13 protein-coding genes are annotated in these 12254 nt (G+C 62.4%); 3 read left to right on the top strand and 10 right to left on the bottom strand.

The genetic code is table 11. The features are described 5' to 3' along the window. Positions 1-92: 92 nt before the first annotated feature. The 3 genes from ACTGJ9_RS13610 (at position 93) to ACTGJ9_RS13600 (ending at position 2895) form a co-directional block, all read left to right on the top strand. Positions 93-728 carry an MFS transporter gene (locus ACTGJ9_RS13610; protein WP_456677461.1) on the top strand — a complete coding sequence of 212 codons (636 nt, stop codon included), beginning with the start codon at positions 93-95 and terminating at the stop codon, positions 726-728. A gap of 109 nt (positions 729-837) precedes the next feature. After that, positions 838-1368 carry a hypothetical protein gene (locus tag ACTGJ9_RS13605; protein ID WP_456677460.1) on the top strand — a complete coding sequence of 177 codons (531 nt, stop codon included), beginning with the start codon at positions 838-840 and terminating at the stop codon, positions 1366-1368. Between the two features lie 114 nt (positions 1369-1482). Beyond that, a complete protein-coding gene (locus tag ACTGJ9_RS13600) occupies positions 1483-2895 on the top strand; it encodes a multicopper oxidase domain-containing protein (protein WP_456677459.1) in 1413 nt (470 codons plus the stop codon). Between the two features lie 234 nt (positions 2896-3129). Here the strand turns inward: ACTGJ9_RS13600 and ACTGJ9_RS13595 are convergent, their stop codons facing one another. The 10 genes from ACTGJ9_RS13595 to ACTGJ9_RS13550 form a co-directional block, all read right to left on the bottom strand. Continuing rightward, complete coding sequence (locus tag ACTGJ9_RS13595; RefSeq protein WP_456677458.1) at positions 3130-3582, bottom strand: DUF6455 family protein; 453 nt, start codon at positions 3580-3582, stop codon at positions 3130-3132. 68 nt (positions 3583-3650) lie between these two features. Then, positions 3651-3857: a cbb3-type cytochrome oxidase assembly protein CcoS gene (gene ccoS, locus ACTGJ9_RS13590; RefSeq protein WP_456677457.1), complete on the bottom strand. Its 207-nt coding sequence runs from the start codon at positions 3855-3857 to the stop codon at positions 3651-3653. Next, complete coding sequence (locus ACTGJ9_RS13585; protein WP_456677456.1) at positions 3857-6046, bottom strand: cation-translocating P-type ATPase; 2190 nt, start codon at positions 6044-6046, stop codon at positions 3857-3859. Before ACTGJ9_RS13585 ends, ccoS begins: the two co-directional genes overlap by 1 nt. Positions 6047-6056: 10 nt before the next feature. Further along, positions 6057-6542, bottom strand: a complete 486-nt coding sequence (locus ACTGJ9_RS13580; protein ID WP_456677455.1) for a FixH family protein — start codon at positions 6540-6542, stop codon at positions 6057-6059. Between the two features lie 15 nt (positions 6543-6557). Further along, positions 6558-8024, bottom strand: a complete 1467-nt coding sequence (gene ccoG, locus ACTGJ9_RS13575; protein ID WP_456677454.1) for a cytochrome c oxidase accessory protein CcoG — start codon at positions 8022-8024, stop codon at positions 6558-6560. A gap of 105 nt (positions 8025-8129) precedes the next feature. After that, positions 8130-9005, bottom strand: a complete 876-nt coding sequence (gene ccoP, locus ACTGJ9_RS13570; protein ID WP_456677453.1) for a cytochrome-c oxidase, cbb3-type subunit III — start codon at positions 9003-9005, stop codon at positions 8130-8132. 6 nt (positions 9006-9011) lie between these two features. Next, positions 9012-9176: a CcoQ/FixQ family Cbb3-type cytochrome c oxidase assembly chaperone gene (locus ACTGJ9_RS13565; protein ID WP_027528922.1), complete on the bottom strand. Its 165-nt coding sequence runs from the start codon at positions 9174-9176 to the stop codon at positions 9012-9014. Between the two features lie 13 nt (positions 9177-9189). After that, a complete protein-coding gene (gene ccoO / locus ACTGJ9_RS13560) occupies positions 9190-9924 on the bottom strand; it encodes a cytochrome-c oxidase, cbb3-type subunit II (protein WP_456677235.1) in 735 nt (244 codons plus the stop codon). 10 nt (positions 9925-9934) lie between these two features. Beyond that, positions 9935-11584 carry a cytochrome-c oxidase, cbb3-type subunit I gene (ccoN, locus tag ACTGJ9_RS13555; protein WP_456677452.1) on the bottom strand — a complete coding sequence of 550 codons (1650 nt, stop codon included), beginning with the start codon at positions 11582-11584 and terminating at the stop codon, positions 9935-9937. Positions 11585-11796: 212 nt separating this feature from the next. Then, entirely contained in the window at positions 11797-12222 is a 426-nt protein-coding gene (locus ACTGJ9_RS13550; RefSeq protein ID WP_456677451.1) for a CBS domain-containing protein, read from the bottom strand. Positions 12223-12254 lie beyond the last annotated feature (32 nt).

Genomic DNA, 12254 nt, shown 5'->3' with positions numbered 1-12254 from the left:
GTCGGTGCGACGATCGGGCCCTCGTCATCGCGCTGGTACTTCTGCTAAAGGGAGACTTCCGGACCGGGTACGCCTTCCTGACGATCTCAGCCGTGGCCGCGCTCGTGGCGCTGGTGGTCGCCCGCGTCAATTTCCCGCTGCCGTCGCGGCTCGAGCGGGGCCATACGGCCCCGGCCAAAGACTTCGGCACGGCGTATTGGCTGTACGTGCTGGCCGGCGTCCTATTCGCCGCCGGGCTGATGAGCTTCGAGCTGATCTCCTACCATCTGTCCAAGACGAAGATCGCGCCCGATCAGTGGATTCCCGTGATGCTCGCTATCTCGACGGCCTTCGGGGTACTGGCGAACCTGGTCTTCGGCAAGGCCTACGACCGAGTCGGGATTCCTATCGTGATCGCGGCAGTTTGCGTCTCCGCAGCATTCTCGCCCTTCGTGTTCCTCGGCGGCTTCTGGATCGTTCTTTTTGGGATGCTGCTCTGGGGCGTTGGCTACGCGATCCAGGACACGCTGCTCAAGGCCATCGTTGCCGAAGTGCTGCCGGAGGGAAAGCGCAACTTCGCATTCGGGCTTTACTATGCGGGCTACGGCGTCGGATGGCTCGCCGGCAGTATCGTGACGGGCCTGCTGTACGAATATTCGCGGCCCGCGCTGATCGCGTTCTCGATCGCCATTCAGCTCGCGTCGGTACCGGTCTTCATCCTGGCGGGGAAGCAGGAACGCTCGGGCTAAATCAACCGCCGCTCCCCTGACATAACCGTGAGCCGAATGCGCTTCCCCAAGCCCTCGCGATAGAGCAGATTGCGGACATCGCCGAATGCCCAGAGTCGGAGCCCGCTCGATGAAAGCGATTCCTATCGTTCTTGCCTTGCTCGCCCCAGCGTTGGTCTGGGCACAAACACCTTACGCCGGCATGCAGTCGCGACACGTCAAGGCGCTCTCGGATCAGCAGATCGCCGACCTTCGCGCCGGGCGCGGAATGGCCCTCGCGCTCGTGGCCGAACTCAACGGATATCCGGGTCCCTCACATGTCCTAGAGTTGGCTGACCAGCTTGGATTGAGCCCAGATCAGCGGAGCAAGGTGGAGGAAATGTTCTCGCAGATGAAGGCGGACACCACGCCGATCGGCAACAGGCTGATCGAACAGGAGAGCGATCTGGATCGGCAGTTCTCGGGTCGCACGATCACCCTCGCGAGCCTCGAAACGGCGACGTCCGCAATTTCCAAGACGCAAGGCGAGCTTCGGGAAGCACATCTCAAGTATCACCTGCTCACGGCGGCCGTACTCGATCAGACACAGTTGGCCAAATATGCCGAGTTGCGCGGGTATGCGTCCGATGCTTCGGCACCGCAACATGGCCACCATCACTAGCAAGGCGAGACCTTCTTCGCCTTGCCAGCGAGCGGGCGCTGGCTATCGTCGGAGGCCGCGATGATCACACGTCGATCGCTCATCGTCGGCACGGGCGCCGTCGCCTCGGCGACGATGCTGGATGTCCGGTTCGGCCGAGGCGAGATAACACGCGGCGGAGGCCGCCTTCCGATTCCGCCGCTGATCGACGCAAGACAGCAGAACAATGTCGTCAAGCTCAGAGCGGGGGTCGGCGCTCATGCATTCCTGAGCGGGAAGCTTGCGAAGACGTTCGGCTATTCTGGGCCGATCCTCGGTCCCGTGCTTCGATTCCGGCGGGGCGACCATGTCGAGATGAATGTGCGCAACGAGCTCGGCGTTGCGACTACGGTCCACTGGCACGGCTTGCTGGTCGCGGGAGATGCCGATGGAGGTCCTCAGCGAAAGATCGAACCAGGGGCAACCTGGCGGCCCACACTGTCGATCGACCAGCCGGCCGCGACGCTCTGGTATCACCCCCATCCGCATCACGACACGGGCCGGCAAGTCTATCTCGGTCTTGCCGGGCTTATCATTGTCGAAGACGGAACTGACCTAGGCCTGCCTGATCATTTCGGAGTGGATGATCTGCCTCTCATCATCCAGGATCGGGTCATCGACGACACAGACGGTTCGATCGGTTACGATCTGGGCGAACTCGATGTCGTGTATGGCGTTCGCGGAGATACCGTCATCGTCAACGGCGCGATTACGCCGACCGCCGAGGTACCGGCAGGGTGGGTGCGTCTACGGCTCCTCAACGGATCGAATGCCCGGAACTTCGAATTGCGCTTTCAAGACGGTCGCGCCTTTCATGTCATTGCCTCCGACGGTGGCTTTCTCTCTCGGCCTGTGCCGATGTCGGTGCTGCGCATTTCTCCGGCCGAGCGTTTCGAGATCCTGGTCGATTTCTCGGGTGGTCAGCCCGTGGTTCTCCTGACGGGACCCGATCGGTCCATGGGGCTGTTTGGCGCCATCTCCGACGCTGGTACCGACGAATATGTTCCCGTGATCCGCTTCGAGGTTGGTTCTGCGTCTGAGACGGCGAGGCGGCTGCCATCGCAACTCGTCGAACCTTCAGCGATTGCGACGAGTCAGGCGGTGCAGCGGCGGAGTTTCGTCCTCAACAACGGCGTGTGCGGTCAACGGACGCGCATGGACAATCATGATGGCCTGCCGGCCCTGATCGGGATCAACGGACGCACGCACGACCCAAAGCGGATCGATGTGGAGACGAAGCTCGGAACGAGCGAAATCTGGGAAATCAACTCCATCGGAATGGCGCATCCCTTCCACGTGCACGGCGCGTTGTTCCGGATCCTTTCCCTGGACGACAAACCGCCGCCCGATCATCTGACTGGCTGGAAGGACGTCGTCCTTGTGGAAAGCAAGGCCGAACTTCTAGTCAGGTTCACGAAGCCGGCAACCCGTGGACACCCATTCATGTACCATTGCCATATCCTCGAACATGAGGACGCCGGCATGATGGGACAGTACACCTGTACGTAAGTCCTACAAGGATGAGCACGCGAGGCAACCTCCATTGCGGGAGCATCAGCATGGTGCCTGTGTCAATCAAAATAGAAGACAATCCAGGGGCGGTCACGAGGCGGCTTGACTTGCAAAATCCATCCAACTTGCATCAATCAGGCTGTCGCCGTGCGTTAATGGGTCCACGTCGTAATCTCGGGGCTCCTCACGAGGCTCCGTATCTCACGCCCGCCGAGGCCATCGTCAAAGCAATCAGCAGCAAGCAGGCCCGCGAAGAAAGTCGAGCACCTCGGGTTTTGAAGATTCCTTTCTAAGCGCATCGATCATGTAAGCGTTGGGACAGTACTCTGGATATTGCAAAGCCGCCGTTCCTGCCTTCGTCTCACGGTTGCATCGCGACTTTGCTACACAAAGTGCGCACACCAATGTCAAGTCGCGCAACACGCCTGGCTCCTTGCGCGCAATTGACCTTTCATCAATCCCGAGCACATCGAGCAGCCGTGACAATTCCCTGGCACCATGCCGGCCATGAGCAACGAGAGCCTCAAACTCAGCTCGCGGGATGCGAAGGTCGCGCGCGATGGACACGATCTCGGAGGCACTAAGTGCGCGGATCTCCGCGGATTCGCGAAATCGCCCGAACCAATCCGCAACTCTTCCCCACAACCTGCTCATGATCGACGCCGACGATGTGACCGGTGTCATGGCAACCTCCCAAATTTTGAACAGTCGCAACGTCCTGCCGCAGTGCGGCGCGCCTGCATTGCGCCAGGTCAAAGTGGGCGCAGTTCACGGCCAGATGCTGGCGTCCGGGCCTTGGGCTGAAGCGATGGCGCCTCACTATCTTCATCGGCAATCGCCCGCCAGGCGGCACCGTCGAGATCGTCATACTGGCCGCTGCGGAGCGACCAGAGGAAGGCGGCAAGGCCCGCACCGCCAAGCATCAGCGCCAGTGGCACCAGGATGACCAGGATCTCCATCACACGATCTCCCGCGAGGCGCTCCGGGCGCGCAGCGAGTTCAGCATCACCAGGATCGAGGAGCCGCTCATGGCGGCCGCGGCAATCAAGGGCGTCACCACGCCGCTGATCGCGACCGGCACGGCCAGCACATTATAGCCGATCGCAAGCCAGAGGTTCTGCCGCATCAGATGCAGCGCCTTGCGCGCGGAATCGATGGCGGCGACGACAGGGGCCAGCGGCCGGCCAAGGAAGACAAGATCGGCGGTGGCTTGGCTCAGATGCGCAGCCGAGATCGGCGACATCGAGACATGCGCGGCCGCCAGTGACGGCGCATCGTTCATGCCGTCGCCGACCATCAGCACCCTTGCGCCGCGCCGCTTCAGCTCCTCGATCCGCGCGATCTTGTCGGCCGGTGTGACGCCGGCGCGCCATTCGGCGATGCCGAGCGCATGGGCCGCCGCGATCACCGCTGGTTCGCGATCGCCGGAGAGTATCTCGATGCCAATGTTACGATCCTTCAGCGCGGCGATCACGGCTTGGGCATCCGGACGTAGACCCTGGCGCACGGTGAGGAAGAACTTTTCGGCGCCCCTGCTAAAGGCCACGACGGACGCTTCGGGATCAAGCGCGGCCCCAGCGACCAACGCCTCGGCGCCACAGAAGGAGGGACGGCCAAGGCGGATCTCAACACCATCCACCGCTGCGCGGACGCCCTGCCCGGCCTCCTCGACCGCGCCCACGATCGGCGACTTTGCTCCGGCGGCCTGCGCGACCGCGGCGGCGACCGGGTGATGGCTCGACAACGCGAGGCGGCCGGCGAGTTCAAAAATGCCGGCGGGAATGTCGGCCGCATTGGTTACATCGAGATCGGGCAGCGTAAGCGTGCCTGTCTTGTCGAAGATGACGTGGTCGGCTTCAGCGAGGCGCTCGATCGCGTCGCCGGAATTGAGCAGCACGCCGGACTTGAACATCGCGCCCGAGGCCACCGTCTGTACGGTGGGGATCGCAAGCCCGAGCGCACAGGGACAGGTGATGATCAGCACCGCAACGCCCGTTACGATCGCATCGTGCCAGGTCGCGCCCGCGATGACCCAGCCCAGAATGGTGATCAACGCGGTCGCATGCACGACCGGTGCATAGAGCCGCGAGGCGCGGTCGGCGAGCCGCATGTAGCGCGAGCGTGCCTGGAGCGCGTTGTCGAGCAGCCGCGTGATCTCGGCGAGCAACGTTGCTTCCGACGCGGCCGCAACCCGCACACGCAAGCTGCCGGAGATATTCATGGAGCCGGCATAAACAGGCGTGCCCTGCTCCGCCGTGACATAGAGCGTTTCGCCTGTGATCAGGCTCTGGTCGATCTCGGAACGGCCTTCGATCACGGTGCCGTCGACTGCGCAGCGCTCACCGGGCCGTAAGAGCACGATATCGCCGGGATGGATCGCGGCGACCGGCACCTGCGAGATTTCGTCGGGCCCGATGAACTTCGCTGCGGTCTCCGCTTTCAGCGCCGCGAGATTGCCGGCGACCGCGCGGGTCCGCCGCCGCATGTTCTGGTCGAGGAAACGACCGACCAGCAGGAAGGTCAGCAGCATGATCGCCGCGTCGAAATAGGCGTGTTCGGCGTGGTTGATGGTCTCGACCACGGACATGCCGAGCGCAAGGCACACACCGATCGAGATCGGCACATCCATGTTTGTGGTCTTGTTCGACAGCGCGCGCCAGGCCGAGCTGAAGAACGGCTGGCCGGCATAAGCCGCCGCGGGCAGCGCGATCATCGCCGACAGCCAGTGGAAGAAATCGCGCTGCTCCGGCAGCATGTCCGAGACGTTGCCCGACCATACCGGGATCGACAGCATCATCACGTTCACGGTGGCGAACGCTGCGACGCCAAGGCAGCGCAGCAGGAAGCGCGATTCCGCGACCTCGGTCGCCTCCGCGCTCTCGGTCTCGTATGGATAGGCCTTGTAGCCGAGTTCGTCGAGCCGATCGATGAAACGGGCAGGATCCAGCGTACCCTCTTTCCATTCCAGCGCAACGCGCCGGTCGGTGAGGTTCACGCGCGCCAGGGTGACATCGGGGATGGCGGACAGGCCGCGCTCGATCTTGGCCATGCAACCGGCGCAGTGAACGCCTTCGACCGCGAGATCGATGTGCTGGACGCCCGCGCCCGCAGTGCGGACGTAGTGGGAGAAATCGCGTGTCACCTGCATGGCGAGCCCTTCAGTTCAGGATCACCCGGTTGCGCGACAGGAAGACGCGCGTCCCCCTGGCCTCGCCCTCGATGACAAGATCCCACTGGCCAGGCGCAACAAAGGCGGCATTGCCGCGATAGGTGCCGATGCCGGCTTCAGCGAGCTCGACTGCGAGATCGGCGCGCTTGTCGGTCGGCCGTTCCAGGCGTCCGCCAAATTTCAATCCGGTCACCGGCTGGCCGGCGGCATCGCGCGCCTCGACCTGAAGCACGGCATGGCCGTCGGCGCGCCGCTCGATATGCGCACTCACCTTCCATTTGCGCGTGGCCTGGTCCTGTGCCGCCGAGATCTCGCGGTCATAGGCGAGGCCCGCGGCATAGGGGCTGTCGACGTCGGTGCCGGGCAGCGTCGCGATCGCGAGCTTCATCATAGTGACATTGACGCCGATCACGACACCGAAGAAAGCGACCAGCATCAGGAACACTTTGATTCCGGTCAGCGGCTTGGTGGCCATGGCAGTCTCCTGGTCTTACGGCGCGACGAAATTGTCGGTGGTGGACGCGACCTCGCCGAGCCCGATATCGGTGACGTGGAAGCGCACGGGGATCGACTTCTCCGGATTGCTGTCGGCCGGCGCGGTGACGAGCAGCCGCAGCTCACTGGTGGAGTCGCGGGGGATCACGATCATCGGCCGATCAGGCGTCACCGAATCGACGCCGACGACGTGGATGGTGGAATTGACCGGGCCGTCCGCGTCGATCGCGACGACGCGGTCATAGCCGCTCTTGTTGAGCAGCCGCACCGTATAGGCATTGCGGATCGAGCCGTCGCTGAGCTTGACCGCAAGAGGATTGCGATCGTGCAGCACGTTGACATCGAGCAGAGTGCGGGTCGCGAGCACGTAGAGCATGATGCCGCCGACCGCCGCGATGATCGCACTGTAGGCGACGGTACGGGCACGGACGATGCGATAGATCGGCGCCTTGCCTTCCTGGCGGCGCTGGATGTTGATGTCGTTATCATAGCCGATCAGCCGCTTCGGCCGACCGATCTTGGTCATGACGTTGTCGCAGGCGTCGATGCAGAGCCCGCACTGGATGCATTCGAGCTGCGGCCCGTTGCGGATGTCGATGCCGGTCGGGCAGACCGCGACGCATTGATAGCAGTCGACGCAATCGCCGACATGTTCGCCGAGCGCGCGCAGCTCCGCGGCCTTTTTCACCGAGGTGCGCTTCTCGCCGCGGTCGTAGCGATAGGTGACGTTGAGCGCCCATTCGTCAGTGAGCGCGGCCTGGATGCGCGGCCATGGGCACATATAGGTGCAGACCTGCTCGCGCATGAAGCCGGCGAGCACGTAGGTCGTCGCGGTGAGGATGCCGATCCAGATATAAGCGATCATTGGCGCCTGGAAGGTCAGCAGCTGCTTCACCAGCGTCGGCGCGTCGTTGAAATAGAGCACCCACGCGCCGCCGGTCCACCAGGCGATCAACAGCCAGATGAAATTCTTGAGCGCGATCTCGGAGACGCGCCGAATGGTCAGCGCGCCGGCCGATTTGTCCTTCATCATCCGCTCGCGGCGGTCGCCCTCGACGAAGCGCTCAACGGCGTAGAACAAATCGGTCCAGACCGTCTGCGGGCAGAGATAGCCGCACCAGATGCGACCGCCGACCGAGTTCATCAAGAACAGCGTCACCGCGGCAACGATCAGCAGACCGGTGAAGTAATAGACCTCCTGCGGCCACAGCTCGATAAAGAAGAAATAGAAGCGGCTGTTCGGCAGGTCGATCAGCACGGCCTGGCTGGGCGCACCAAGACCACGATTCCAGCGTACAAAAGGCAGCAGGTAGTAGATGCCGAGGCAGAACGCCATCAGGCCCCATTTGATGCGGCGGAAGGTGCCGTGGACGCTCTGGGGATACACCTTCTTGCGGGCTGCGTAGAGCGGCCCGTAATCGTCATCCGATGTGAGCTCGTTCGGGTTCACGGCCTTGTTCATCGCGATCGTTGTCTCGAAAAGGTGCGATTAAACCTAGACCCGACGCCGATGGGTCGATTGATCCAGCGCAAACGGGGGCGATTTTGTTCGCCCCTGTCTGCTTAGTTATTTTCCGCCACCCAGCGAGTGGACGTAGACCGCCATCACCTTGATGGTGGCGGGATCGAGCCGCCCTTCCCAGGCCGGCATGACGCCGGCGCGGCCCTGGCTGATGGTCTCGATCAGGGTCGCCTCATCCGAGCCATAGAGCCAGATCTGGTCGGTCAGATTGGGCGCGCCGAGCTCCTGGTTGCCCTTGCCGCCATCGCCATGGCAGGCGACGCAATTGTCCGCAAAGATCTTCGCGCCCTTGGCGGCGTCGTAGCCCTTCCGGGTCGAGAGGCCCGACAGCGAGCGCACATAGTTCGCCACCGTGACGATCTCGTCCGGCTTCAGCACGCCGTCCTTGCCGAACGCGAGCATCTGGCCTTCATGCGTCTTGGCATGGCCGGAGCGCGCGCCATACTGGATGGTCTGCATGATCTGGTCGAGCGTGCCGCCCCACAGCCACTCGTCATCGTTCAGGTTAGGATATCCCCGGGCGCCGGTCGCGCCGGAGCCGTGGCACGGCGCGCAATTGTCGCCAAACACGGTCTTGCCCTTGGCGCGCGCCAGCGCAAGCAAGGCCGGATCCTTCTCGATGTCGGCGAGCGAGGCCGCGCCGAGTGCGGCCATCTTGTCACCTCTGATCTTCTCGAGATTGGCAAGCTCGACCGCGACGTCGGCGCGCGACGAATAGCCGATCAGCCCCCTGGTATTGCTGGAGATCAGTGGCCAGGCCGGATAGACGATCCAGTAGCCGATTGCCCAGATGATGGTGAGATAGAACGTCATCACCCACCAGCGCGGCAGCGGCGTGTTGAGCTCCTTGATGCCATCCCACTCATGGCCGGTCGTGGACCTGCCGGTGACGGAATCGAATTCACTTTGATGATCGGTCATGAGCTCTTACTCCTCCCGCAACGGCAGACTGGCTGCTTCGTCGAAGGCGGCCTTGTTGCGGGGCCAGAATGCGTAGGCGATGATCGCGAGAAAGATCGCGACGAAGACCGGCGTCCAGATCGTGGTCACGAGACCGGAGGCGAGATTGTCGAGTGTCAGGATGGCTTTCATCGGTGATGCCTTCTCAGCGAAGATTGGCTTTCTCGTTGTAAAGCTTGAAGTCGACCAGCGTGCCGAGCATCTGCAAATACGCGATCAGCGCGTCCATCTCGGTCGGCGTTCCGGCCTTGCCGTCGAAATTGCGCACGACGGCCTTGGCGTAGCGCTTGGTGAAGGCATCGGTGCCGGCATTATCAGGATCGGCTTGGGCCTTCATGTCAGCGCCCGCGTTGGCGATCTGGTCGTCGGTATAGGGAACGCCGACGGTCCGCAGCGTGCGCATGTGGTCGGCAATCGTGCTGGGATCGACCTCGGTTGAACTGAGGAACGGATAACCCGGCATCACCGATTGCGGCACGATCGCGCGCGGATTGGTCAGATGCGTGACGTGCCAGTCGTCGGAATATTTGGCGCCGACGCGGGCAAGGTCAGGCCCGGTGCGCTTCGACCCCCACTGGAACGGGTGATCGAACATGCTCTCGGCGGCGAGCGAGAAGTGGCCGTAGCGTTCGACCTCGTCGCGCAACGGACGGATCATCTGCGAATGGCAGAGATAGCAGCCTTCGCGGACATAGATGTTGCGGCCGGCGAGCTCCAGCGGCGTGTAGGGCCTGACGCCGTCGACCACCTCGATCGTGCTCTTGAGGTAGAACAGCGGCGTGATCTCGACGAGACCGCCGATCGCGATCACCAGCAAAATGCCGACGACCAGGATGATCGAGTTCTTTTCGAAGATTTGATGGCGTGTCCAGAACGACATGGGAAGCTCCTCATTCCGCCGGCTGAAGAGCGGCGGGCATCTGGACTTCCTGCTCGCCGACGCGAACCGTCATCCAGAGATTGTAGGCCATGATCAGCGCGCCGATCAGGAACAGCGCGCCGCCGGCGGCGCGGATGACGTAGAAGGGATGCATCGCCTCGACGGTCTCGATGAAGGAATATTCGAGGAAGCCGAGCGAGGTGTAAGCACGCCACATCAGGCCCTGCAGGATGCCCGACACCCACATCGCGGATATGTAGAGAACGATGCCGAGCGTCGCGATCCAGAAATGCCAGTTGACGAGCTTCAGGCTGTAAAGACCCTTGCGATTCCAGACCCACGGCACCAGGCAGTACAGCGCACCGAAGGAGACGAACCCGACCCAGCCGAGCGCGCCGGAATGCACGTGGCCGATGGTCCAGTCGGTGTAGTGGCTGAGCGAATTGACCACCTTGATCGACATCATCGGGCCTTCGAAGGTAGACATGCCGTAGAAGGCGACGGAGACGACCAGCATGCGCAGCACGGGGTCGGTGCGCAGCTTGTCCCAGGCACCCGACAGCGTCATCAGGCCGTTGATCATGCCGCCCCAGGACGGCATCCACAGCATGATCGAGAAGGTCATGCCGAGCGTCTGCGTCCAGTCCGGCAGCGCCGTGTAGTGCAGATGGTGGGGACCGGCCCAGATGTAGAGGAAGATCAGCGCCCAGAAGTGGATGATCGAGAGCCGATACGAATAGATCGGCCGCTCCGCTCGCTTGGGAATGAAGTAGTACATGATGGCGAGGAAGCCGGCGGTCAGGAAGAAGCCAACCGCGTTATGGCCGTACCACCACTGGAACATGGCATCCTGGATGCCGCCCCAGGCGATATAGGATTTCGAGCCGAAGAACGACACCGGCAGCGCGGGGTTGTTGCCGAGGTGCAGAACCGCGATCGTCACGATAAAAGCGAGATAGAACCAGTTGGCGACGAAGATGTGCGGTTCCCTGCGCTTGATGATCGTGCCAAGGAAGACGAACAGATAAGTGACCCAGACGATGGTCAGCCAGAGATCGGCGTACCATTCCGGTTCGGCATATTCCTTGGACTGGGTGACGCCGAGAAGATAGCCAGTGCCGGCGATCAGGATGAAATAGTTATAGCCGAGCACGACGAACCAGGGCGCGAGATCGCCGACAAGCCGCGCGCGGCAGGACTTCTGCACCACGTAGAAGGATGTCGCGATCAACACGTTGCCGCCGAAGGCGAAGATCACGGCTGAGGTGTGCAGCGGCCGCAACCGGCCGAATTGAATCCAGGGCAGATCAAAGTTCAGCGCGGGCCAGGCCATTTGCGAGGCGATGATCAGCCCTACCAGGAAGCCCGCGATGCCCCAGAACATCGCCATGAATGCGGTGAACTTGATCGGGCCCATGTTGTAGTTGGGCCGACCGTTGATCTCCGCGGGCGGCAGTGTCGCCGGGCGATCGTAGTAGCGATTGATGATGAAGAACACCGCGGCCAGGCTCGCCGCCGCGCTGAGCGCAGCATGGAAGGCGAATGGCGCATCGAGCGCCTTGGCCGAGGCGATCAGGCACAGGAAGGCAGTGACCGCGAAGACGAGCGCCAGACCGCTTTCGCCTGTCGTCATGGTTTTCGAGATGGAAGGCTGGGGCATCGCGGATTCTCTCTGAAAGAACACGCTGCCAGAAACCACATTCATCCTCGCGGGGAATTGATTGAAATCAAGCTGGATGGATTTCTGTTAACGGGAGGCTGCTGCCGGTCGGCGAGCGATATCAACCGCTTGGACGTCGCGTCGAGCGCATTGCGTGTCGCGGCCTCCAGGAAAACACGGAGCCTGGAATCGCAGGATTTAAGGACGTTTCGTCAGTCGCTCGCGGTCGCCTTCAGCGCCGCGATGACGTCCTCGCGCGCGATGATTCCGACCAGCTTCTGGGTGCCGTCGAGCACGATGATGCTGCGGATGCGGTGCTCGACCATGATCTGGAGCACGCGCGTCAGCCGCGTGTCGGGGCTGACATAGATGAACTCCGGCGTCATGACGTCGCCGACCTTGCGGCTCATCAAGTCGTGATAGCGCGGCAGCATCTGGCTCGGCGTGAAGGCAAAGCACTTCAGGATATCGAATTTGGTGACGATGCCGACGACCTGACCATCGTCCTCGACCGGATAGGAGTTGAAATCGTCCTGCTCGAACATCTCGCTGAGCGCGAGCAGATTGTGGTCGCGTTGCACCGTCCTGACGTGGCGCGTCATGTAACTTTCGGCGGTCTGCTCAAGGAATTTGTACACGGCACGTCCTCATCGATTTGTCCGTGCGGCGC

It is taken from the genome of Bradyrhizobium sp. RDM12, from assembly GCF_051917485.1.
Taxonomy (GTDB): Bacteria; Pseudomonadota; Alphaproteobacteria; order Rhizobiales; family Xanthobacteraceae; genus Bradyrhizobium.
Note: the sequence above shows the minus strand (reverse complement) of the source record. Positions and strands in the feature narration are given on the sequence as shown.